The 23,045-nt window shown below is 60.9% G+C and carries 22 protein-coding genes; 3 read left to right on the forward strand and 19 right to left on the reverse strand.

Translation table 11 applies throughout. The features are described from left to right. Nucleotides 1-8 precede the first annotated feature (8 nt). From F3J36_RS23005 to F3J36_RS23015, 3 genes are all read right to left on the reverse strand, one after another. Nucleotides 9-923: a branched-chain amino acid ABC transporter permease gene (locus F3J36_RS23005; protein ID WP_021509822.1), complete on the reverse strand. Its 915-nt coding sequence runs from the start codon at nucleotides 921-923 to the stop codon at nucleotides 9-11. A gap of 81 nt (nucleotides 924-1,004) precedes the next feature. Continuing rightward, entirely contained in the window at nucleotides 1,005-2,063 is a 1,059-nt protein-coding gene (locus F3J36_RS23010) for a branched-chain amino acid ABC transporter substrate-binding protein (protein WP_021509821.1), read from the reverse strand. Nucleotides 2,064-2,225: 162 nt separating this feature from the next. Beyond that, entirely contained in the window at nucleotides 2,226-2,387 is a 162-nt protein-coding gene (locus tag F3J36_RS23015) for a hypothetical protein (protein ID WP_166720674.1), read from the reverse strand. Between the two features lie 74 nt (nucleotides 2,388-2,461). Between F3J36_RS23015 and F3J36_RS23020 the strand changes: the two genes are divergently transcribed. Beyond that, on the forward strand, nucleotides 2,462-3,916 hold the full coding sequence (locus F3J36_RS23020) for an AMP nucleosidase (RefSeq protein WP_021509819.1): 1,455 nt from the start codon (nucleotides 2,462-2,464) through the stop codon (nucleotides 3,914-3,916). A gap of 46 nt (nucleotides 3,917-3,962) precedes the next feature. On the opposite strand, the gene F3J36_RS23025 is transcribed toward F3J36_RS23020, so the two are convergent. Then, nucleotides 3,963-4,259, reverse strand: a complete 297-nt coding sequence (locus F3J36_RS23025; protein ID WP_166720675.1) for a hypothetical protein — start codon at nucleotides 4,257-4,259, stop codon at nucleotides 3,963-3,965. Between the two features lie 338 nt (nucleotides 4,260-4,597). Further along, nucleotides 4,598-5,896 (reverse strand): NCS2 family permease, encoded by a 1,299-nt coding sequence (locus F3J36_RS23030; protein ID WP_247653243.1) that lies wholly within the window; start codon nucleotides 5,894-5,896, stop codon nucleotides 4,598-4,600. Nucleotides 5,897-6,350: 454 nt separating this feature from the next. On the opposite strand from F3J36_RS23030, the gene F3J36_RS23035 reads away from it, so the two are divergent. Beyond that, the gene (locus F3J36_RS23035) at nucleotides 6,351-7,097 is read left to right on the forward strand and encodes a response regulator (RefSeq protein ID WP_166720677.1); all 747 of its coding nucleotides are present in this window, start codon (nucleotides 6,351-6,353) and stop codon (nucleotides 7,095-7,097) included. Here F3J36_RS23035 and F3J36_RS23040 read toward each other — a convergent pair. The 6 genes from F3J36_RS23040 to F3J36_RS23065 form a co-directional block, all read right to left on the reverse strand. Further along, entirely contained in the window at nucleotides 7,034-8,086 is a 1,053-nt protein-coding gene (locus F3J36_RS23040) for a carbohydrate kinase family protein (protein ID WP_166720678.1), read from the reverse strand. The two genes, F3J36_RS23035 and F3J36_RS23040, sit on opposite strands and share 64 nt — an antisense overlap. A 1-nt stretch (nucleotide 8,087) precedes the next feature. After that, the gene (locus F3J36_RS23045) at nucleotides 8,088-8,948 is read right to left on the reverse strand and encodes a ketose 1,6-bisphosphate aldolase (RefSeq protein WP_166720679.1); all 861 of its coding nucleotides are present in this window, start codon (nucleotides 8,946-8,948) and stop codon (nucleotides 8,088-8,090) included. 12 nt (nucleotides 8,949-8,960) lie between these two features. Beyond that, nucleotides 8,961-9,644 carry a D-lyxose/D-mannose family sugar isomerase gene (locus tag F3J36_RS23050; protein ID WP_166720680.1) on the reverse strand — a complete coding sequence of 228 codons (684 nt, stop codon included), beginning with the start codon at nucleotides 9,642-9,644 and terminating at the stop codon, nucleotides 8,961-8,963. A gap of 57 nt (nucleotides 9,645-9,701) precedes the next feature. After that, complete coding sequence (locus F3J36_RS23055; protein WP_058757358.1) at nucleotides 9,702-10,640, reverse strand: ABC transporter substrate-binding protein; 939 nt, start codon at nucleotides 10,638-10,640, stop codon at nucleotides 9,702-9,704. A gap of 197 nt (nucleotides 10,641-10,837) precedes the next feature. Then, on the reverse strand, nucleotides 10,838-11,821 hold the full coding sequence (locus F3J36_RS23060) for a COG4158 family protein (protein ID WP_021509811.1): 984 nt from the start codon (nucleotides 11,819-11,821) through the stop codon (nucleotides 10,838-10,840). A 10-nt stretch (nucleotides 11,822-11,831) separates the two neighbouring features. Then, nucleotides 11,832-13,337, reverse strand: coding sequence for a sugar ABC transporter ATP-binding protein (locus F3J36_RS23065; RefSeq protein ID WP_150361628.1), 1,506 nt, complete (start codon nucleotides 13,335-13,337; stop codon nucleotides 11,832-11,834). A 144-nt stretch (nucleotides 13,338-13,481) separates the two neighbouring features. Here F3J36_RS23065 and F3J36_RS23070 point away from each other — a divergent pair, with 144 nt between their 5' ends. Next, nucleotides 13,482-16,067: an ATP-binding protein gene (locus F3J36_RS23070; RefSeq protein WP_166720681.1), complete on the forward strand. Its 2,586-nt coding sequence runs from the start codon at nucleotides 13,482-13,484 to the stop codon at nucleotides 16,065-16,067. Here the strand turns inward: F3J36_RS23070 and phnE (F3J36_RS23075) are convergent. The 8 genes from phnE (F3J36_RS23075) to phnL form a co-directional block, all read right to left on the reverse strand. Beyond that, nucleotides 16,021-16,905, reverse strand: a complete 885-nt coding sequence (gene phnE, locus F3J36_RS23075) for a phosphonate ABC transporter, permease protein PhnE (RefSeq protein ID WP_166720682.1) — start codon at nucleotides 16,903-16,905, stop codon at nucleotides 16,021-16,023. The two genes, F3J36_RS23070 and phnE (F3J36_RS23075), sit on opposite strands and share 47 nt — an antisense overlap. Then, a complete protein-coding gene (phnE, locus tag F3J36_RS23080) occupies nucleotides 16,902-17,765 on the reverse strand; it encodes a phosphonate ABC transporter, permease protein PhnE (protein WP_058757354.1) in 864 nt (287 codons plus the stop codon). The genes phnE (F3J36_RS23075) and phnE (F3J36_RS23080) overlap by 4 nt, the downstream gene beginning before the upstream one ends. Nucleotides 17,766-17,887: 122 nt before the next feature. Further along, nucleotides 17,888-18,817 (reverse strand): phosphonate ABC transporter substrate-binding protein, encoded by a 930-nt coding sequence (gene phnD, locus F3J36_RS23085; protein ID WP_166720683.1) that lies wholly within the window; start codon nucleotides 18,815-18,817, stop codon nucleotides 17,888-17,890. A 26-nt stretch (nucleotides 18,818-18,843) separates the two neighbouring features. Continuing rightward, the gene (phnC, locus tag F3J36_RS23090) at nucleotides 18,844-19,671 is read right to left on the reverse strand and encodes a phosphonate ABC transporter ATP-binding protein (RefSeq protein WP_021509805.1); all 828 of its coding nucleotides are present in this window, start codon (nucleotides 19,669-19,671) and stop codon (nucleotides 18,844-18,846) included. Nucleotides 19,672-19,751: 80 nt separating this feature from the next. After that, nucleotides 19,752-20,522 carry a phosphonate metabolism protein PhnP gene (phnP, locus tag F3J36_RS23095; protein ID WP_166720684.1) on the reverse strand — a complete coding sequence of 257 codons (771 nt, stop codon included), beginning with the start codon at nucleotides 20,520-20,522 and terminating at the stop codon, nucleotides 19,752-19,754. Next, nucleotides 20,519-21,055, reverse strand: a complete 537-nt coding sequence (phnN, locus tag F3J36_RS23100; RefSeq protein WP_166720685.1) for a ribose 1,5-bisphosphokinase — start codon at nucleotides 21,053-21,055, stop codon at nucleotides 20,519-20,521. The genes phnP and phnN overlap by 4 nt, the downstream gene beginning before the upstream one ends. Continuing rightward, nucleotides 21,055-22,191 (reverse strand): alpha-D-ribose 1-methylphosphonate 5-triphosphate diphosphatase, encoded by a 1,137-nt coding sequence (gene phnM, locus F3J36_RS23105; protein WP_166720686.1) that lies wholly within the window; start codon nucleotides 22,189-22,191, stop codon nucleotides 21,055-21,057. The genes phnN and phnM overlap by 1 nt, the downstream gene beginning before the upstream one ends. After that, nucleotides 22,188-22,892 (reverse strand): phosphonate C-P lyase system protein PhnL, encoded by a 705-nt coding sequence (gene phnL, locus F3J36_RS23110; RefSeq protein WP_166720687.1) that lies wholly within the window; start codon nucleotides 22,890-22,892, stop codon nucleotides 22,188-22,190. Before phnL ends, phnM begins: the two co-directional genes overlap by 4 nt. Between the last annotated feature and the right edge of the window lie 153 nt (nucleotides 22,893-23,045).

The raw sequence follows: 23,045 nt of genomic DNA on the forward strand, positions 1-23,045 counted from the left end.
TGGCTTCCTCACACTTTGGCGACCAGCGGCCGGCCCAGCAGTCCCTGCGGACGGAAGATTAAAATCACCACCAGCAGCGAAAACGAGAACACATCTTTGTAATCGGAGTTCACCAGCCCGGCGAACTGCGCTTCGGCCACGCCCAGCAGCAAACCTCCCAGCATCGCGCCGGGCAGCGAACCGATGCCCCCCAGCACCGCCGCGGTGAAGGCTTTGATGCCGATAATGAAGCCGGCGTAGAAATCAAACGTGCCGTAGTTCATGGTAACCAGCACCCCGGCCAGCCCGGCCATCGCCGCGCCGATGACAAACACCAGCGAAATCACCCGGTCGGTATTGATACCGAGAATCGACGCCATGCGCCGATCCTGCTGGACCGCACGGCAGATACGGCCCAGTTTGGTGTACTGGATAATCCAGGTCAGCAGCGCCATCCCGCACAGCGCTGCCACCAGGATAAATACTTTGGTCCAGGTGATTTGCACCACGCCGCCGTCGATCTCCATACGCAGCACACCGCTGAGCAGAGTAGGAATACCCTGCTGATTCGGTCCCTGACTGAGCTGCACATAGTTTTGCAGAATCAGCGACATACCAATGGCAGAGATCAGCGGTGCCAGCCGGGTGGAATTACGCAGCGGGCGATAGGCAATGCGCTCAATGGCCCAGCCGTAAGCGGCGGTGACCACGATGGTGAACAACAGCGTGCCAAAGATCAGCAGTGGAAAGGAGTGAATGCCAAAGTAGCTGAGCAGCGCCAGCCCGATCGCACACAGATAAGCAGAGATCATGTACACCTCGCCGTGGGCGAAGTTGATCATGCCGATAATGCCGTAAACCATGGTGTAGCCGATGGCGATCAGCCCGTAGACCGCGCCCAGCGTCAGGCCGTTAATCAGCTGCTGTATAAAAAAGGCGTCCATATTGTCTCTCGCAGGTAGAAGGCGTGCACCGGACACGCTCAGATGCGAACGGCCCCGCTGCGCGCGGGGCCGCAGAGCGAATTACAGCTGATGATATTTGCCTTTGTCATCCCACTGATAGACCACGTAATCCGAGACTTTCAGGTCACCTTTTTCGTCCCACGCCTTCTTGCCCATCACGGTGTCAACGCTGTTGGCCTTCAGCCAGTCGCTGGCTTTGGCATTGTCTTTACCTGCCGCTTTGTAGGCGGCGGCCAGAGCCTGAATGGAGGCGTAGGCGTACAGCGTATACCCTTCCGGCTCAAAACCGCTGGCGCGGAATTTTTCAATCACCGCTTTGCCATCCGCGATGGTGCGCGGGTCATTGCCGAAGGTCATGTACACGCCTTTAGTGAACTGCGGACCGCCGGCGGCAGTCACCAGTTCTTCCGTCACGATGCAGTCGCCGGAGAAGAAGGCCGCATTGACGCCCTGCTCACGCATCTGCCGCACCAGCGGACCCGCCTCCGGATGACAGCCACCGAAATAGACCACATCCGGTTTCACCGCGCCGATTTTGGTGACTAGCGCGTTGAAGTCTTTTTCACCGCGCGACAGCCCCTCATACAGCACCTCTTTGACGCCACGTTTCTCCAGCGCCGCTTTGGTGGCATCCGCCAGCCCCTGACCGTAAGTATCTTTATCGTGGATCACCGCCACTTTCTTCGCTTTCAGCGTATCGAGGATATAGTTCGCGGCGATAGTTCCCTGCTGGTCATCACGCCCGCACATGCGGAACAGGGTTTTCATGCCGCGCTCGGTGATTTGTGGATTGGTTGAACCGGGCGTAATCGCCAGTACGCCCGCCTCGTCGTACACCTCTGAGGCTGGCATGGTCGAGGATGAGCAGAAATGGCCCACCACCGCCATCACTTTGTCCTGATCCACCAGCCGGTTGGCAACGGCCACTGCCTGCTTGGGTTCGCAGGCGTCATCGCCTTGCACCAGCACAATTTTTTCACCGTTTATGCCGCCCGCCGCGTTAATGTCCGCCGCGGCCTGGCTGGCGCCCTTCCAGTATTGTGTACCGTACGTAGCATTCGGTCCGGTAAACGGACCGGCCACGCCGATCTTTATGTCAGCCTGCGCGTAGAACGCCATGCTTAAACAACCTGCCATCACCACCTTCAATGGGTGTTTTATGAATTTCAAAGACATGCTTTCAATCCTCAACGGGTCAGGAACGGAGCCATACCACGGCCTGGGAGAAATCAATCTGAAACATTTCGAGAGCAGTGTGGTCTGTGCGACCACGGTTGAAATTTAAGCAAAAAGCTCGCCAGAGAAGACAATCGGTGACAATTTTTTTGCAGCGGCATCGCAGCCGGGCGGAAAACGTGCGATGTGGCCTCCCTGCACCTGATAAACATAGCCAGCCTTTTGCCACCTACCAGCACCGTGATGGTGCAGAATGCGGTCGATCACAGATTCTTCATCGTGATGAGAGGTTTATCCGCTATGCTCTGGTCAAATCGGTCCAAATTGCTGAAGGAGAATCTATGAATACGCAACGGAACGGATTGACCACCGAACAGGCGCTGGATCAACTGGAGCGTCTGTATGACGACGCGGTTGAAGCGCTGCGCAACGCCATTCGCACGTTTACCGCCAGCGGCACACTGCCGGACGCCGGGCTGCGCCAGCAGGGGCTGTTTGTCTATCCGGAGCTGCGCATCACCTGGCAGGGTGAAGGCCCGCAGCAAAATCGCACCCGCGCCTGGGGACGTTTTACCCACACCGGCCGCTACAGCACGACCATCACGCGCCCGGCGCTGCTGCGTCACTATCTCAGCGAACAGCTGCAGATGATCGAAAAAGAGTACGACGTGCTGATTGAGGTGGGTCCGTCACAGCAGGAAATCCCTTATCCCTATGTGATTGATGGCTCCGACCTGTCGCTGGACCGCTCCATGAGCGCCAGTATTGCGCGCCATTTCCCGACGACCGAACTGTCGCAGATTGGCGATGAAACCGCTGATGGCCTGTTCAACGCCGACGCGCTGTTCCCGCTGTCGCATTTCGACGCGCTGCGCACCGATTTCTCCCTGGCGCGCCTGCGTCACTACACCGGCACCGCGGTAGAACACTTCCAGCCGTTTGTGCTGTTCACTAACTACACGCGCTACGTCGATGAGTTCGTGCGCTGGGCGATTGAGCAGGTGCAGGATCCCAGCACGCCGTACGACAGTCTCGCCTGCGCCGGCGATGTGGTGATCACAGCGGAGACGCAGGACCCAACGGCGATGATGTCGGATCTGGCGTGGAAGAAACATCAGATGCCCGCCTGGCATTTAACCTCGCCCAATCGTCGCGGCATCACGCTGGTGAATATTGGCGTCGGTCCGTCGAACGCCAAAACCATCTGCGACCACCTCGCGGTGGTGCGCCCACATGCGTGGCTGATGATTGGTCACTGCGGTGGCCTGCGTGAAAGCCAGAGCATCGGCGATTACGTGCTGGCGCACGCCTATCTGCGTGACGACCACGTGCTGGACAGCGTATTACCACCGGATATCCCGATCCCGAGCATTGCGGAGGTGCAGCGTGCCCTGTACGACGCCACCAAAGCAGTCAGCGGTATGCCCGGCGAAGAGGTGAAGCAGCGCCTGCGTACCGGTACGGTCGTCACCACCGACGACCGCAACTGGGAGCTGCGCTACTCCGCATCTGCGTTACGCTTCAACCTGAGCCGCGCGGTGGCGGTGGATATGGAGAGCGCCACCATTGCTGCACAGGGCTATCGTTTCCGCGTACCGTACGGCACCCTGCTGTGCGTCTCGGATAAACCATTGCACGGTGAGATCAAGCTGCCCGGCCAGGCCAACCGTTTTTATGAGGGCGCGATCTCGGAACATCTGCAGATTGGCATCTGCGCGGTTGAGCTGCTGCGCGCCGAGGGTGACAAACTGCACTCCAGGAAACTACGTACCTTCAACGAACCGCCCTTCCGCTAAATCCGCTGTTCCGGCCCATGGACGGGCCGGATTTCTGCAGGCAACCTTAAATTTTCAGCACCGCCACTTTTACAAACCATGCCAGTACGGCGAGGATAGCCGGCAACATGAGGGTCCAGATCAGTCTGTCATTTAACCGTTCGAACTTTTTATCGATGCGTTTCTCCACCTGACCGATCTCATTCATCAGTTGATTGCACATCAGCCCCTGTTCGGTACGCACGCGTTCCACGTCCGCTCTGGTGGCAAGGTTTTCAGAACGCGCGGTCAGGACCGCAACATCCTGCTGTAACAGCTGGGTGGTGTTCGCCAGCTGTTCTACGTGTTGGGTTAATCGTACCATTAGCGGTGCTCCCTGATTTCTTAACGCCAGAAGGCGAGGCGGCAACCGATGCGGCAGCGTGCAAACGGGATAATCCATTATCTTGTCCTTCTTCAGCAACCTTGTGTCATCGCCTCACTCCACCGCTATTTAAGCAGAGCGGCAGCGATTAAACATTCCACGATCCCGCCACTGCAGGCAAAAAATTTGCGCATGGCAGAATTTACGGAGAGACAGTAAACAACAGGCCTGAAAGAGAAAAGTGGCGACAGGCAGGAATTGCGAGACATCACGCAAACAATCATTGCGCGCATGTAACAACTTACACGGAAGCCCGGGCGGGCTTCCGTTACACAGCATCAGGCACTCAGCCAGCCGAGTTTAATCACAAACAGAATCGACAGAATCACCAGCGCCGCATTGACCTCTTTGGTGCGGCCACTCAGCAGTTTCACCACCGTCCAGGTAATAAAACCAAAGGCGATACCGTTGGCGATCGAGTATGTCAACGGCATGGTCAGCGCGGTCACGGTGACCGGTGCCGCCGTGGTGACATCTTTCCAGTCAATTTCTGCCAGACCGGAAGCCATCAGCACCGCAACGAACAGCAGCGCTGGCGCCGTGGCGTAGACCGGCACGCTACCCGCCAGTGGCGAGAAGAACAGGCTGAGCAGGAACAGAATAGCGACCACAATCGCCGTCAGACCGGTACGGCCGCCGGCGCTGACGCCCGCAGCGGACTCCACATAGCTGGTGGTGGTTGAGGTACCCAGCAGTGAACCGAACAGTGCAGCGGCGCTATCGGCGATCAGCGCACGGCCCATTTTCGGCACGTTGCCCTGCTCATCGGCCAGACCGGCGCGTTTCGTCACGCCCAGCAGCGTGCCGGTGTTATCAAACACGTCGACAAACAGGAACGCAAAGATCACGCTCACCAGGCCAACGTTGAACGCGCCGGCGATATCCAGCTGCATAAAGGTCGGCGCAATCGACGGCGGCGCAGAGAACACGCCCGCGAACGGCGTCAGGCCAATGCCCATCGAGATAAAGGTAACAATCAGAATGCCGATCAGTACGGCTCCGGTCACGCGACGCGCTTCCAGCACCACGATGATAAAGAAGCCGAGCAGCGCCAGCAGCGGACCCGGTTTAGTCAGGTCGCCCAGACCGACCAGCGTAGCCGGGTTATCCACTACGATGCCCGCCCCTTCCAGCGCAATCAGTGCGAGGAACAGACCAATGCCTGCCGCAATCCCGGCACGCAGCGGCAGCGGAATGCTGGCGATAATCCATTCGCGAATTTTAAAAATCGACAGCGCAAAGAAGATTACCGCCGAGAGGAACACCGCACCCAGCGCGATCTGCCAGGTGTAGCCCATATGCAGCACCACGGTATAGGTGAAGAAGGCATTCAGGCCCATGCCCGGTGCCAGCGCGATCGGATAGTTAGCGATCAGGCCCATCAGAATCGAACCGATGGCTGCGGCCAGACAGGTGGCAACAAACACCGAGCCTTTATCCATACCGGTCGCCCCGAGGATGCTGGGGTTCACAAACAGGATGTAGGCCATTGCCAGAAAGGTCGTAATACCGGCAATGATTTCGGTGCGCACCGTGGTGTGGTGAGCTTTTAATTTAAAAAGTTTTTCTAACATCATCATCTCTCATCAGCGGAGACGGCCCGCAGGCCTGCTCTCTCTTGCCAAGGCGTTTTCCCGCTATTCCGCGCGTGATGGCTAAGCTGACGCGGAAAAAGTGAGGAAAATTATTTTTTTATGCCAACGTTTTGCCACCGCTGGCAGCAGAACGTCGTGTGCTATCCCCTGTCCTCATAGCAATTGCTATGCCACTCCCTGACGCAATCGTTTCCGTTTCAGCGTGCCGTTGCGGCTAAGAAAATTCTGAACCAGAACGAGGCGCGATTATGGTGCATTGCACCACCTGCGCGCAAACGTTTTCCCGCCGTGCGCAGCCGGGGGTGAAATATTGCGGTAACGCACGCTTTCACACTCTGCCAGGCGATGGCGCTCACGTTTCTGCTGTGCGTTTCAGCAGCTTAAAAACGCCGGGTTACACTGCGTTTAACCCTTTCGCAACAAAAGAGGCAGTGCAATGAAGCCCGCGATTCTGGTCGTTGATGATGATCGTGCCATCTGCGAATTGCTGCACGATGTGCTGAGCGAACATGTGTTTACCGTTTATAGCTGCCATCAGGGGCGCGACGCCCTGGCGCTGCTGGCGCAGCATCCGGAAATCTCCCTGGTGATGCTGGATATGATGCTGCCCGATACCAACGGCCTGATGGTATTACAGCAGATGCAGCGTCAGCGCCCTGAGCTGCTGGTGATCATGCTGACCGGCATGGGATCGGAAGCCGATATGGTGGTTGGGCTGGAGATGGGCGCCGACGACTATATCGCCAAACCCTTTAATCCCCGCGTGGTGGTGGCGCGGGCCCGTGCGGCGCTACGCCGCTGCGGGCGACTGGCGCAGCCGGAAACGGTGATTGATGACGGCTGGCAGTTTAATGGCTGGCGGCTGGATGATGTGCGTTGTCAGCTGTTCAATCCGCAGCGTGAAAGCGTACCGCTCACCCAAGGCGAATACAGCCTGCTGCGCGCGCTGGTCGGCCACGCGCGTAAGGTTCTGACGCGCGACCAACTGCTGGAGCTGACCCACAGCGAGAGCCTCGACGTGTTCGATCGCACCATTGATGTGCTGATCATGCGCCTCAGACGCAAAATCGAGGCTAATCCGCATCAGCCGATCCTGATCCGCACCATTCGCGGACTGGGCTATGTTTTTTCCGCCGATGTGATGCGCCCGTCCGCCGCGGCGCGCGAAACGCAAATCGCCTGATCCATCCAGCGCTGCATCTCGCTTAGTGGCCGGATGCCGTCCAGCGCGTTGGCCGCATGCAGATTAAAGCTGGCGCAGGTATGGGCCAGCTTTAACGTCTGCTGCAGGCTGTAGTTCTGATGGCTGGCGTACAGCACGCCGGCGCAGAAGGCGTCGCCCGCCCCAACGCTGCCGACAATCTCCTCTGCCGCTAAGCACCAGGCGGGCTGCCACAGGCCGTCGCCCGCTGACTGCTGGCCCCAGGCGCCTTCCGGTGCATGAATTACCACGCGCTGGCGCACGCCCTGCGCCAGCAGCCAGCGTGCCGCCGCAGCAAACGCCGCCGGTGACGCCAGCGTGCCACTGCTGCGCAGCTCGATGCCGGTGAGCGCCTGCGCTTCCAGTTCGTTAATCACCAGATAATCGAGCCAGCGCAGTGCCGGCTTCACCAGCGCCTGATACTCGCCGGCGCGCGAAACCAGATCGAGCGAGGTGAGATAGCCGCGCTGCTGCATCTCCGCCAGCAGCCGCGCGCTGCGGGTACCGTACTGCGCATCGGGCTGGTCGAGCTTATCCAGTAACAGCAGATAGCCGAGGTGGAAGATGCGGTGCGCGGTGGCGAGGTGAGCGAAGTGCGCCACATCGAGCTGCGCATTGGCCCCGCGTGCGTGAAAAAAGGTGCGCTGACCGTCCGGCGCGGTCATCACCTGCGTCATCGCCGTGGCTGCCGCACCGGTGCGCTGCACGTGCTGACGATCCACATGGTGTTCATCCAGCAGCTGCAGCAGGTAATCGCCGTCGCTGTCCTCGCCCAGCATCCCCACGGCGGCCAGCGGCAGACCGACCTGCATGCGCGCCAGGGTAAACAGCACATTCAGCGCCGCACCGCCGCTGCATTTCTCGCTGTGGCTAATCTCCGCCAGCCAGCCCTGTTCTGGCCAGTGGCTGATACGCTGCACGTGATCCACCAGCATATTACCCGCCGCCAGAATGCCGTTGCGTGCTGCCATGTCAGGCCCTCCCGGCGCTGCCAAACACCTGCATCTGCTGGGCAACAACGCTGGCGATGTCGCGTTCAACCGCCATTAACAGTTCGGCGAAAGAGTCATAGCACGCGTCGCGCTGGGTGATTTGCGTTTCAATCGCCCCGAGCGCCGCCTGCGACATGCCGGTGTAGAAGTTAATTTTGTGGATGCCGAGGCTGATGGCGCGGCGGAAATCGGCGTCGCTGATGCCGGAACCACCGTGCAGCACCAGCGGAATGCCGGCCGCCGCGCGAATCGCCGCCAGACGGTCAAAATCAAGCTTTGGCTCGCCTTTGTATTTGCCGTGCGCGTTGCCGATGGCCACGGCGAGGCAGTCGATGCCGGTTGCCTGGACAAATTCCGCCGCGAGCGCCGGGTCGGTGAATTTATTGCTGTCCGCTTCGCCAAACAGCGCGCCCCCCTCATCGCCGCCCACGGCGCCCAGCTCAGCCTCGACCGAAATGCCCAGCGCGTGGCACATCTTCACCACTTCCCGCGTCTGGCGAATGTTCTCGTCATAGCTCAGGGTTGAACCATCGAACATTACCGAGGTGAAGCCGAGGCGAATCGCCTGCATCACCGCATCAAAATGCAGGCCATGATCGAGGTTGAGCACCACCGGGATGGCGTGCAGCGCCGCTTCGGCACGGATAGCGGCGATCAGCGGTTCCAGGCTGACGTATTTAAAATGCACCTCGGCAATGTTGATGATAAACGGCGAACGCTGCTGCTCCGCCGCATGGAACAGCGCGCGCAGAAAGTGGGTATCGAGAACGTTGAACGCGCCGAGCGCGTAACCGTGCTGCTGCGCATGGGCGATGCCCTGCGCCAGAGAGATCAGTGCCATGGAACACTCCTGTTATGCCAGCCAGCGGTGATATTCGTTACCCAGCAGCCAGCGCGGCGCTTCATCCTCATCAATCGGATTAAAGCGCGCCAGCGGGGTAAGAAAGACGTTGTCGTGCTCATCGTCATTGGGCATGGAGACTTCGCCCACCAGCACATCGCCGTAGCCGGTTTCGCCCCAGAAGCTGTGCCAGACACCGGGCAGTAACGTGACGCTCTCGCCCGGTGACAGCCGCAGTTGGGAACCGGCGGCATGGGTCTGGCAGATGCCATCCAGCGTGACCTGTACCGGCGAATCCGCCAGCCGATCGCCGTCGCGATTGTGTAGCGTGACGATCAGGTTGCCACCGCCGCGGTTGATAATGTCTTCCATTTTTTTCGGATGATAATGCATCGGCGTCACCTGCCCTTCGCGCACGTGCATGATCTTCTCCGCATACGGTTTGCCCCACGGCTGTCCGCCGCGTGAACCGTTGCGCAGGGTAAACAGCGTCAGGCCGGTCTGGCTGAAATCATCGGCACCAAAACTGGTGACATCCCAGCCGAGGTGCAGCGCCAGCAGTTCGGCAGCGGCTGAGGTGTCCAGCGCGCGCCACTGGCTGAGACCGTAATCGGCCCACGGCGGCAGATGCACATCCTGCCGCAGAAAGAATTCGCGGGTCAGTTGCAAAATAGCGTTTACTTCGGAACGTTGCATAGCTGCGTCTCCGGCGGGCGTGGCGGCGCGCAGTGTGCACCGCGACGCCCGTGTGGCTTATTTCACCGTCCAGCCTTTGTAGCTGCTGACATTGTTACGATCGATCAGCGTTACCGGAATCAGCACCGGCTTATCCGGCGCTGGTTTGCCCTGCAGGATGTCATAGCCAATCTCAACCGCTTTGGCCGCCATCACCTGCGGGTCCTGGGCAGGTGTCGCGACAAACAGCGAGCCTTTGCGCTTCAGCGCCTCTTCGCCGTCTGGCGATCCATCGACGCCGACGATAAAGAATTCGCTACGCTGCGCCTGTTTCGCCGCCAGATCGGCACCGATAGCGGTAGGATCGTTGATGGCGAACACGGCATCAATCTTCGGATTGGCCGACAGCAGGCCGGTCATCACTTCCAGTCCGCCTTCGCGACTGCCCTTGGCGTTCTGGTTGTAAGAGAGCAGTTTGATATCCGGGTGGGTTTTCAGCTCATTCATGCAGCCTTCCACGCGGTTCTGCACCGCTGACACCGGTGGTCCGTTGATGATGACCACGTTGCCTTTGGCTTTCAGGCGGTCGGAGATGTATTTACAGGCCATGGCCCCGGCCTGGGTGTTGTCAGAGGTGATGGTGGCATTGGCACCGTCCGCGGCCACGTCCACCGCCACCACCACGATGCCGGCATCACGCGCGCGCTTCACCGCCGGCGCGATGCCTTTGGAGTCGGCGGCGTTGAGGATGATCATGTCCACTTTAGCGGCAATGAAGTTGTCAATCTGCGCCACCTGCTGGCCAAGATCGTAGCCGCTGGAGACCAGCGTCACGTTGACCTTATCGCCCGCCAGCTGGCGCGCCTTGAGCTCCGCCCCTTTGGTGATCTGGACGAAGAACGGGTTAGCCAGATCGCCCACCGTCACGCCGATGGATTTCAGTTCTTTGGCCTGCACAAATGGCGCACTGAACAGCGTCGCGGCCAGCAGTCCGGTGATAATCGGATTAAAACGCATAGTCGATGTTCTCCTGCTTTTTTGGTTTTATGCCCTGATTGCCTTTGCCCTCACCCTGGCCCTCTCCCGCCCGCGGGAGTGGGCACCGTTCTGCGTGGTGTTCAGGTGAAGTACGTGAGTTACCTCTTCTCTCCGGGCTGCCCCCTCTCCCGCAAGCGGGAGAGGGTTGGGGTGAGGGCCAAAGCCAGGCCCGCCCCTCACCCTACGTGATGCCGCGTACGGTACTTATCGATCAGCACCGCAATAATGATCACCCCGCCCTTAATCACCAGCTGCCAGAAGTACGACACGCCCATCAGCGTCATACCGTTGTTCAGCGTGGCGATAATCAGCGCGCCAATCAGCGTGCCGGTAATGGTGCCAATGCCGCCGACAAAGCTGGTACCGCCAAGAATCACCGCGGCGATCGCGTCCAGCTCATAGCCCACACCAAGGTTGCCGTTAGCGCTATACAACCGCGATGCGCTCATCAGGCCACCCAGCCCGGACAGCAGGCCGCTCATGGCATAGACAAACACCAGCACCGCACCCACTTTGATGCCGGTCAGGCGCGCTGCCTGCATGTTGCCGCCCACCGCATAGATGTGCACGCCAAGCGTGGTGCGGCGCAAAATAAACCAGCACAGCGCAATCACCGCAAAGGCAATGATAATCAGCCACGGAATCGGGCCGAGATAACCGTTGCCTATCCACTCAAAGTTGATGTCCGAATTGATCACCGTGGTGCCGTTAGCCAGCAGATAGGCCGCCCCGCGCAGCGCGGTATAGGTGCCCAGCGTGACGATAAACGGCGGCAGGCCCGCCCAGGCGACCAGAATGCCGTTGAACAGCCCCATGATCAGCCCGGCTCCGAGCGCGGCGGGGATGGTCAGCCCGGCAAACGCCGGATCGAGCGACACCACCATCGCCACCACCGCCGTGGTACCCAGCATTGAGCCAACCGACAGGTCAATGCCGCCGGTGAGAATGACAAACGTCATGCCCGCCGCCAGCACAATGTTGATGGAGGCCTGACGCGTGATATTCAGCAGGTTAGCTTCGGTAAAAAAGTTCGGGGCGACAAAACCAAATACCGCCACGATCAGGATCAGAATCGGCAAGATACCCACGGTTTGCAGCAGGTCACTCATCAACGCACGTTTTAGCGTTGGACTTTTTACGCGTGCGGTTTCACTGGTCATTCCCGTCTCCTCAGGCCTGGACCGGCTGCGCGCCGGTGGCCAGTGTCATTATGTTTTCCTGGCTAATCTGCTCGCCGCTCAGCTCGCCGGCGATGGTGCCTTCGCGCATCACGTACACGCGGTCGCTCATGCCCACCACTTCCGGCAGCTCGCTGGAGATCATCAAAATTGCCACGCCCTGCTGCGCCATCTGGTTCATCATGCGGTAGATTTCACTCTTGGCGCCGACATCCACGCCGCGCGTCGGCTCATCCAGAATCAGGATGCGCGGGGCTATTGATACCCAGCGCGAAATCAGCAGCTTCTGCTGGTTGCCGCCGGATAAGCCGCCAGCGCGCACCTGGGCGTGCGGCACGCGGATATTCAGTGATTGAATCGCCTCGCTGGCGATCTTCTGCCCTTTGCGCCGGTTAAGCAGGCCGTAGCTGGCATCGCGCTCAAGTGTGGCCATCACGATGTTTTCCTGCGCCGCCAGTTCCAGAAACAGTCCCTGCTCTTTGCGGTTTTCGGTCAGGAAACCGATGCCGCGCGCAATGGCGTCTCGCGGCGAGTGAATCTGCACTTTTTCACCGTCGATCCAGATTTCCCCGCCGGCTGGCTGATGCACACCAAAAATCAGCTGCGCCAGCTCGCTGCGGCCGGCACCGACCAGCCCGGCCAGCCCGACAATCTCCCCGGCACGTACCGCCAGGCTGCAGGGATGCACTTTGCGGTTGTCGGTCAGATGATTTACCGCCAGGCGAATTTCGCCGAAGCTAATGGCGCGATCTTTGTTGAACAGATCGCTGAGCGGACGGCCGACCATCATGCGCACCAGTTCGCTGGCGTTCAGCTGTTCGCGCGTCAGGCTGCCGACGTACTGGCCGTCGCGCAGCACGCTGACGCGATCGGAGAGTTCATACACTTCCGCCATGCGGTGGCTGATGTAGATGATCGCCATGCCTTCGCTGCGCAGGCGTTTGATTAGCGCAAACAGCTGTTCGGTTTCGCGATTCGAGAGCGCAGCAGTGGGTTCGTCCATCACCAGGATGCGGCTGTTGCGATGTAGCGCGCGGGCAATTTCCACCTGCTGCTGCTCGGCGATGCTCAGGCGGCTCACCAGATCGGTGGCGCTGAACTGCGCGCCAAGGCGGTTAATCACCTGCTGCGCTTCTTCCGCCATCTGGCGACGCTTCACCAGCCCGCCACGGGAAATTTCACTGCCGAGAAAGATGTTCTCTGCCACCGTCAGATTCGGCGCCAGGTTGATTTCCTGATAAATCAGGGTGATCCCTGCCGCCAGCGCCTCTTTCGGGCCCCGGATGGTGTAGGGTTGACCATCGATAAGAATTTCCCCGCTGCTGGCGGTATACGCGCCGGCCAGAATCTTCATTAAGGTACTTTTACCGGCACCGTTTTCGCCCATCAGCGCGTGCACTTCACCCGGCCAGACCGTCAGGTCGACGCCTTTCAGCGCATAGAAACTGCCGAAGCGCCGGGTAATTGCCCGCATTTCTAATATCGGTGTCGCCGCCATCTTCAGGCTCCTGCTGCCAGTGGATAGCCGCGAGTTAAGCAACGCCAGATAAATGGAAAATGTCAGACGCCGTTCATATTTGTCATATTGCGCTCCGGCCGCGCTTCTATACTCGCCGGAGTTGAGCGGTAAGGAGCGGCAGCAATGAGTCACAGTCTGCACTGGCACGCCGGCGCGCGCGGGCGCCTGCTGATGTTTAACCTGCTGGTGGTGAGCGTTACGCTGGCGGTGAGCCTGGTGGCTATTTTCGGTTTTCGCCACGCCGGTCACATTCAGGAGCAGGCACAGGCACAAACGCTGGCCGATATGAACGGCAGCCTGGCGCTGGCGCGTGATACGGCCAACGTCGCCATCGCCGCGGTGCGGCTGGCGCAGGTGGTGGGCGCGCTCGAATACCAGAGCGAATCGGCGCGTCTGCAGCAGACTCAGCAGGCGCTGCAGCAGTCGCTGAGTCAGCTGGCCAGCGCGCCGCTGGCCGCACAGCAGCCGGCGCTGCTGGCACGCATCCGCGAGCGCAGCCAGATGCTGGAGCAAAGCATCAGCCAGCTGCTGCTGGAGGGGCATCAGCGCCATTTACAGCGTAACGTGATGCTCAGCGGCCTGTGGCAGGCACAGCTGCTGCTCAACCGTATCGACCTGCTGGCCAGCGACGGTGCGTTTCTGCCGCTGCGCCAGCAGACGGCCGCGCTGTTAACCGTGGCAATTCAGTCCGCCACGCCGCAGGCCGCCGTGCAACAGCTCAACAGCGTGCTGCCGATCTGGTCTGCGCTGCCGCTGCAGGGCGTGCTGGCGATGCAGCGCGCGCGGCTGGTCAGCACCAGCCAGCAGCTGCTGCCGGTGGCCGGTCAGCTGGAACAGAGTGACATCGCCATCGCCTACGCCACGTATCGCATCAAGGCGCTGGTGGCGATGCTCAACGAAGACATCACCCACTACGTTCAGCTGGTAGCGCAGCAGAGCGATGCGCGCAGCGCCACCGCCCATCAGGAACTGGATTCAATCATCGGTTTCATCGGTCTGTTTATGCTACTGGCGCTGCTGATTACCGGTTACGCCGGTTACTACATCTACCGCAATCTCGGTTCCAGCCTTACCGCCATCGCGCACGCCATGACGCGGCTGGCGCAGGGGGAGAAAAGCGTCAGCGTGCCCGGCCTGGCACGGCGCGATGAGCTGGGCGATCTGGCGCGCGCCTTTAACGTGTTCGCCCGCAATACCGCTTCGCTGGCGCACACCTCGCAGCTGCTGAAAGAGAAAAGCAACCAGCTGGAATCGACCTTCCTCGCCATGCGCGACGGCTTCGCGCTGTTTGATAACAGCGGTCAGCTGGTGGTGTGGAATGCGCAGTACGCTGAACTGCTGGGCTTCGCGCCGCGCGAGCTGCATCGCGGCATGCACTATCAGCGTTTGCTCGATCGCGTCGATGTGCAGCTCAGCAGCCTGCACGACGCGCAGGAAGTCAGGTTACCGGATGGCCGCACGCTGGAACTGCGCTTCAGCCCGGTGCCGCGGCGCGGCATGGTCAACACGGTGCTGGAGCGCACCTCGCGTAAGGCGCTGGAAGCGGCACTGCTGCACAGCCAAAAGATGAAAGCGGTCGGTCAGCTGACCGGCGGCCTGGCGCACGATTTCAATAATTTGCTGGCGGTGATCATCGGCAGCCTGGCGCTGACCGTCGATCAGCTGCCGCCCGGCACGCTGGCCAGCCGCATTGAGCGCGCGCGGCTGGCCGCCGATCGTGCCGCACAGCTGACGCAGCGCCTGCTGGCCTTCTCACGCAAACAGGCGCTTTATCCGCGTGCCGTTGCGGTGGTGGAGCTGGTGGAAAATTTGCAGTCGCTGCTGCAGCACTCCCTGCTGCCCGGCCAGCATCTGGTGGTGGATGCGCAGCGCCCCGGCTGGCCGGCGTGGATTGATGCCGGCCAGCTGGAGAACGCCCTGATGAATCTGGTGGTGAACGCGCGCGATGCCATGGAGCGCCAGAGCGGCGAAATCCGCCTGCGCATCTGGAATCAGCGAATTCAGGAGGCCGATGGCAAGCGCGACCGCGTTACCATTGAAGTGATTGACCACGGCTGCGGCATGTCCGCCGAGGTGCGGGAACAGGTGTTTGAACCCTTCTTTACCACCAAAGCCACCGGCAGCGGCAGCGGGCTGGGGCTGTCGATGGTGTACGGATTTGTGCGCCAGTCCGGCGGACAGATCGAACTGGAGACCGCGCCGGGCCAGGGCACCACGGTGCGTCTGCTGCTGCCGCGCGCGCCGGAAGCCGCGCAGCCGCTGGTGAGCGCGCCGATGCTGACGCCGCGTGCCAGCCGCGATCGCCTGATACTGGTGCTGGATGACGAGCCGGCGGTGCGCCAGACGCTGTGCGAACATCTGCATCAGCTGGGTTATCTGACGCTGGAGTGTGCCGATGGCGAGAGCGCGCTGACGCTGCTGCGCCAGACACCGGATATCGATCTGCTGATCAGTGACCTGATGCTGCCGGGCGCCCTGAACGGTGCGGATGTGATTCGTCAGGCGCAGCAGCAGTGGCCACAGCTGGCCACCCTGCTGATCAGCGGTCAGGATCTGCGCCAGACGCCGGTGACGCTACCGCTGTGTGAACGGCTGGCGAAACCCTGGCAGCAGGCGCAGCTGGTGCAGGCGCTGGAGCGCGCCTGGCAGCGCAGCGAACGGCTCAGTCGCGCGCGGCAGGCTGCCACAGCGGCACCCCTTTCCCGGTGATGTAGCGTTTACGCAGCCGGCTGGAGATGGCGTCCATCACCATCACCACGACCACCAGAATCACGGTGAGGAACATCACCACATCCCAGTTCCACAGGCGCATGTTTTCGGCGTAGACCAGCCCGACGCCACCGGCGCCGACAAAGCCCAGCACCGCCGCCGAGCGGGTGTTGGACTCAATCTGATACAGACTCAGCGCGAGAAAGGTGGGAAACGATTGGGTAAAAATGCCGTAACGGTGTTTTTGCAGGCTGTTGGCCCCCACTGCGCTCAGGCCGCGACTGGGTGAGCGTTCAACCGCTTCATGCCCTTCGGCATACAGCTTGCCCAGCAGGCCGATGTCCTGCATCACAATCGCCAGCACCCCGGCCAGCGGCCCCATGCCTACCGCCCGCACGAAGATCAATCCCCAGATGGCCATGTCGATGCCGCGCAGCACATCCAGCAGCCGGCGCACCAGCAGCGATATCGGCCGCGTCAGCGGATCGTGCATCACATTGCGCGCCGCCAGAAAGGAGACCGGCAGCGCGATGACGGTGGCGGTGAGCGTGCCGGCAAACACGATAGCCAGCGTGATGCCGACCTGCGAGAAATAGTAGCCAAACGGCCAGTTGACGAAATCCTGCCAGACGAACATGCGCAGGAAATAGCGTCCGAGCTGCTGGCAGCCGATGACAAAGCGCTGCCAGTCGATGCCGAACACGCTGAAGAAGAACAGATAGTAGAGCACCAGCGCCAGCGCAATCAGCGCGATGCGCCGCAGGTAACGATGTTGCGCGGCAAACAGTGCAGCATGCTGCTGTTTCAGTTTCGCCACGTCGGGCGCTAAGGCGATCATTTTACGTCTCCTTCTACCACACGGCGGCGCAGCCAGCCGGATAGCGTATCCAGCAGCGACACCACCACGATGATCAGCAGCAGCGTCATGCTGACCTGATCGTAGCGATCCAGTTTGATGTTGGTCATCAGCTCCTGACCGATGCCGCCTGCGCCCACCAGCCCGAGGATGGTGGAGGAGCGGAAGTTAATTTCCAGCCGCATAAAGCTGTAGGAGAGAAAGGTCGGTTTCACCTGCGGCCAGAAGGCGAAGCGCATACGCTGCAGCTTGCTGGCACCACAGGCGGCGAGACCGCGCACCGGTTTATCGGAGGCGCTCTCAATCGATTCGTAGAACAGTTTGGTCAGACTGCCGATGGTGTGCAGCGCCAGCGCCAGAAAGCCGGGGATGGCACCGATGCCGAACGCCATTACGAACATTACCGCCCACGCCAACTCCGGCATGGTGCGCAGGAAGGCAACAAAGGCGCGAATCGCCATGCGCAGGCTGCGCGGCGTCTGGGTGTTATCAGCGGCGAAAAACGCCAGCACGGCGGCGATTAGCACTGCAATCAGGGTGGAGGACAGCGCCAGCTGCAGGGTTTCCCAGATCAGCGGCAGCTGAAAGTGCAGGCGATAGCCCCAGTAAGCCAGCGAACCTTCGGTTTTGACGTCCGCGAACAGCAGCGGCAGGTGCAGCACCGGCAGCGTCGCGCCGATGTAGTCAAAGAAGTGAGGCAGCGATTGCCAGACCGTGACCAGGTTGAATTCCGCCACGTTGCCGGCCGCGAGATAAAGCGCCACCAGCAGCAGCGACCACAGCAGCGTGTCGCGCTTTTGCTGGCGGCGAATACGTTGGTAGTAGTGTTCGAAATCGGTCAAGGGAGAGATCCTTTGTTGATGCCGGCAGGGTAATCAGGTCGCCATAAATGGCGACCCTACAATATTGTCTGCGTGGCAAGGTGCGCATTGATGCGCACCTTGCCACGCGTTGCCCTGAGCGGTTACCCGCGTGCACCCTTCATCAGGTCGCGCTTCATATCGATGATATTCTGGTAATCCGCGACGCTGGCGGCGCCGATGTGCTGGGCACCGCCCACCGCTTTAACAAAGCAGCTGTGATCTTCTTTATCCAGCTTTTTGATCGCGGCCACCACTTTCGCTTTGAAGTCAGCGGGCAGGTTATTACTCACCAGAATCGGGCCGTTAGGAATCAGCGGCGACTGCCAGATGATGCGGATCTGCTTCATCAGATCCGGGTGATCCATACGAATCAGGCGACCAAAGGCCCCCGAGGTATAGCCACTGTTGTAATCGCCAATCAGCGACGTCCAGGTCACCGCGCCGTCGAACTGGCCGTTCAGCACGCCGAGGATGTCCTGCTCGTGGCCACCGGAAAACGTCACGCTGGAGAAGGTGTTGTTGTACTTATCATCCACCGTACCGCCAAACGCTTTCTTAAAGGCCTGATTGGGCATCAGGAAGCCGGAGGTCGAATCCGGATCGGCCATGCCAAACGATTTACCTTTCAGATCTTCCAGCTTCTTATACGGGCTGTCAGCTTTAACGATCACCACCGAGTGGTAGCCTTTCGAGCCATCTTTGTCGTCCACCACGATACCGACGATATCCACGGCCTTCGGGTTTTGCAGATAGACCGAGGCGTAAGAGGCCGGCGACATGCTCAGCACCATATCGATCTTGTTGCCCAGCAGCCCCTGAATCACGCCGGCATAGTCAGACGAGTTGCGCAGTTGCGTATCCACGCCCAGCTCTTTGTCGAAGAAGGTTTTCACACACTGGTTATCGCCAATCTGCTGGGTGGCGTTCTGCCCGCCCAGAATTCCCAGGTTCAGCTGTTTCGGTGCATCCGCTGCGTTAACGCCAAAAGCCATCAGAGCGCCTGTCAGTAAAGCTAAAGCAGTCAGTTTCATTGTGAGATTTTCTCTTGCCGTGGGAGTTAGTGGAGCTGGTTAATTTCGTCGCCGTACAGCGCATGCAGCAGGCTGTCGGTCAACTGAGCAGGATGGCCGTCAAACAGCACTTTGCCGCGCTGGATGCCGATCACCCGGGTGCAATACTGCTGCACCAGTTCAATCGAGTGCAGGTTGACCATCACGCTGATGCCCTGCTCGCTCACCTGGCGCAGCACATCCATGATGCGTTTGGTATTTTTGGGATCGAGCGACGCCACCGGCTCGTCGGCCAGCAGGATTTTCGGGCGCTGCATCAGCGCGCGGCAGATGGCGACGCGCTGCATCTGGCCGCCGGACAGATTCTCCGCCCGCTGCAGCGCCTGCGGCAGCATGTTCATCCACTGCAGCAGTTCAATGGCCTGCGCACGGTCTGTGTCGGAGAAGATTTTGAAAAAGGATTTCAGCGTTGAGGTCTGGCTGAGCCGGCCCAGCAGCACATTGGTCAGCACGTCGAGGCGCGGCACCAGGCAGAAGTCCTGAAAGATCATGCCGCACTCGCTGCGCCATTCGCGCATCTGCCGGCTGTTGAGCGTCACCACATCGCGGTCCGCCTCGCCGTGACGCATGCTGAGAATCGCGCCTTCGCTACTGGCAATGGTGCCGTTCAGCATATGCAGCAGGGTCGATTTGCCCGCGCCCGAGCGGCCGATTACCGCCACCAGCTCGCCCGCATGCAGATCGAAACTGACATCATCCAGCACGCGGTTATCACCGAAGGCTTTGCACAGCCCCTGCACCGACAGCACTTTGTCGCCATGGCGCTGGGCAGGATGTGCATTGTCGACGACGGTTTTGAGTAGTGCCTGTGCCATGTTGCGCTCCATCTCTTCTGAGGTGTTGATTGCCCGTTATTACGGACACTGGCGATGAAGGTCTGATGACAGAACCATGATTAAACGGTGACAGCGTCGCGCCAACCGACAGCAATCTGCTGGCCATCGAACGGTACGCTGACATTTTCCGGTAACCCATTGTCCAGCAACCAGTTATCCATCTCATGTGACAGGTGCACCAGCCATGCCTGGCGCGGTGCCAGCCGGGCCACGATGCGCAGTGCGCGGGTGACGTCGTTGTGATTACCCACTGCGGCGCGCGGCGCATCGTTGCAGTCGATCACCAGCTGATCGAGCGGCTGGCCCTGCAGGAAATCGGTGGTGTCCGGTGGCAAACCACAGGTGTCGCACAGCCACGCCAGCCGCGTGCCATGCCAGTCGAACAGGTAGCCGTAAGTCAGCCGCGAATGCTGCAGTGGCAGCGCCGTCACCTGCAGGCTGCCGAAGCTGTGCGCGACAAAAGGCGTCAGCGCCGGGCGAAACGCCAGCAGGCCGGGATGCTTAAACAGATCGTCGCAGCCCTTTTCATCCGGCGGCGCCCACACCGGAATCGGCGCGCCCCGGCCCCAGCGCAGACTGAACAGGCCGGCCACGTGATCCATATGGAAATGCGTCAGCAGAATGCGGCTCAGCTCACCGGGCTGGAAGCGCTGATGCAGATCGGGCAGGCCGGCATCGAGCAGGATGCGCTCGCGACCGGTGTCGATCAGCGCGCTGGTGGCGTGACGCACATAGCGTGGCTGCTGCCGGGCACGTTCACAGGCGCGACAGTCGCAGCCGAACAGCGGCGCGGCCTGCACGCCGCCCGTACCGAGAAAGGTCAGATTCATGGCGGATGCTCCAGTAACTGGCGCAGCTGATGGAGCGTGTCGATCAGCGCGCCGTCGTTGTTGAGCGCGTAGCAGTGGGCGGGCAGCGGTTCTGCCGCACGCGCCAGCCGTCGCTGAATGTCGTCTTCAATTTCGCGCCCGCGCTGGCGCAGCCGTGCCGCCAGCACGGCCGGCGAGACCTGCAGTACCAGCGGCAGCAGCTGCTCGCCGTAGTGCTGGCGCACGACTGGCAGATGCAGACGTGAACCGTTGACCAGCACGTTAAGACCGCGCGCCAGCCAGTGGTCAATCTCCTCGCCGAGCGCGTAGCTCAGGCCGTGTGCGCGCCAGCTGATGGCGAACAGGCCGAGCGCTTCACGCCGGCGGAATTCGGCTTCGCTCAGCGCCACGTGGTTTTCACCGCCGGCATCGGCCGGCCGCGTGATATAGCGATGGGCGATCACCAGCTTGTCCGGCGGCGCCTCGCGCAGCGCGTTCAGCAGGCTGTCTTTACCCGAGCCCGAGGGCCCGGTCAGCCAGATGAGGCGCGCCATCAGAACACCAGCCTGCCCTGTGACCAGACGTGGCGAATGTGCACATGACCGTGATCGGTGTGTGCCAGCACCAGATCGGCGCGCAGCCCTTCCGCAATCGTGCCGCGATCGTGCAGGCCAATCGCCTGTGCCGGGTTACGCGTGACCAGCGCCGCCGCCTGCGGTAGCGTCAGCGCATTACGTTCGTCGGCCACCAGGCGGAATACCGCATCCAGCAGGCTGGCCGGATAGTAATCCGACGAGAGGATGTCCAGCAGACCGTGGCTGGCCAGCTGCCACGCCGCGACATTGCCGGAGTGCGATCCGCCACGCACAATGTTGGGCGCGCCCATCAGCACCCGCATGCCGCAGTCGCGCGAGGCGCGAGCCGCTTCCAGCGTGGTGGGAAACTCGGCAATGGCGCTGCCCACCGCGTGTGACTCCGCGACGTGCGCCGCCGTGGCATCATCGTGGCTGGCAACCGGAATACCGCGCGCCAGGCACAAGCCAGCGATGGCGTTGCGGTTCGGCGTGGAGAATTCGGCAGCCAGCGCCAGCTGTTCGCGCTCAAACTGATCCATCTGCTCATCGTTGAGCTGATATTTGCCCTGATAGTAGGTGCGATACATCTCCAGCGACGCATACTGGCGCTGGCCGGGTGAATGATCCATCAGCGACACCAGCGACAGCTCCGGGGTGCTCATCAGCGCTTCAAACAGCGGCAGCGTGGTGTGATGGGGTAGCTCACAGCGCAGGTGCAGCTGGTGGTCGGCGCGGTTGATGCCCTTGCGGTTGCTGTCCTGAATCGCCGTAATCATTTTGCTCAGGTTTTCAAGGCGATGACCGCCGTCGCGCACGTCACCGACGCCGATGGCGTCCAGCACCGTGGTGATGCCGCTGGCGACCATCAGCGCATCGTGGCTGCTCATCGCCGAATGCGCCGGCCAGTCGACTTTAGGCCGTGGCGTGAAGAATTTATCGAGGTTGTCGGTATGCAGCTCGACCAGCCCCGGCAGCAAAAACGCGTTCCCGCCGTCCAGCGCGCCCGGCTGCTGACTGCCGCTGTCGCTGAAGCTGGCGATCCGGCCACCGCGCATCTCCAGCGATCCGCTGACGACCTCATTTTCCAGCACCAGCCGGACATTATTCACGATCATGCCTGTTCTCCTGTGTGCAGCGGCTGCATGACGTGCAGGCGGTCGGCCACCCGGGCACGCACCGCTTCGTCATGGAAAATACCTACGATAGCGGCGCCGCGGGCGCGCGCCTGTTCAATCAGCGCCACCACCGCCGCGCTGTTAGCGCTGTCGAGTGACGCCGTGGGTTCATCCAGCAGCAGCACCGGATAGTCAGCGATAAAGCCGCGTGCGATGTTGACGCGCTGCTGTTCCCCGCCGGAGAAGGTCGAGGGGGCCAGCGACCACAGGCGCTGCGGCACATTAAGACGCGTCAGCAGTTCGCGGGCGCGCTGTTCACAGCGGGCGCGTTCGACGCCGCGCTCCAGCAGCGGCTGCATGACGATCTCCAGCGTCGGTACGCGCGGAATCACGCGCAGAAACTGGCTGACCCAGCCGACGGTGTCACGGCGGATCGCCAGCATCTGACGCGCCGGTGCCTGTGCCAGATCGACCCACTGGCCGTGATGCTGCAGCCAGATATGACCGCTGTTGGCCTGATAGTTACCGTACAGCGCACGCAGCAGCGTGGATTTACCGCTGCCGGAGCGCCCGTGCAGCACCACGCATTCGCCGGCGGCCACCTCAAGGCTGGCGTGCTGCAGCACCGGCAGCTCGGCGCTGTTCTGGTTGTGCAGCACAAAGGTTTTGCTGAGATTCTCTACGCGCAAAATGGGTTGCATGTTGATGTCCTGATAATGATTCGTGCAGCCGCACGTAACCGTAGCGGCGCGATTTATCGCGCATTTAACAGCAACGCTAGCTGTTCAACTGAGCGCAATAAATTGCGCCGCTACGATTGGTGCACACCTCGTGAGTAGTGCGCATTAATGCGC

This window comes from Pantoea sp. Cy-640 (assembly GCF_011752635.1).
Classification (GTDB): Bacteria; Pseudomonadota; Gammaproteobacteria; order Enterobacterales; family Enterobacteriaceae; genus Pantoea; species Pantoea dispersa.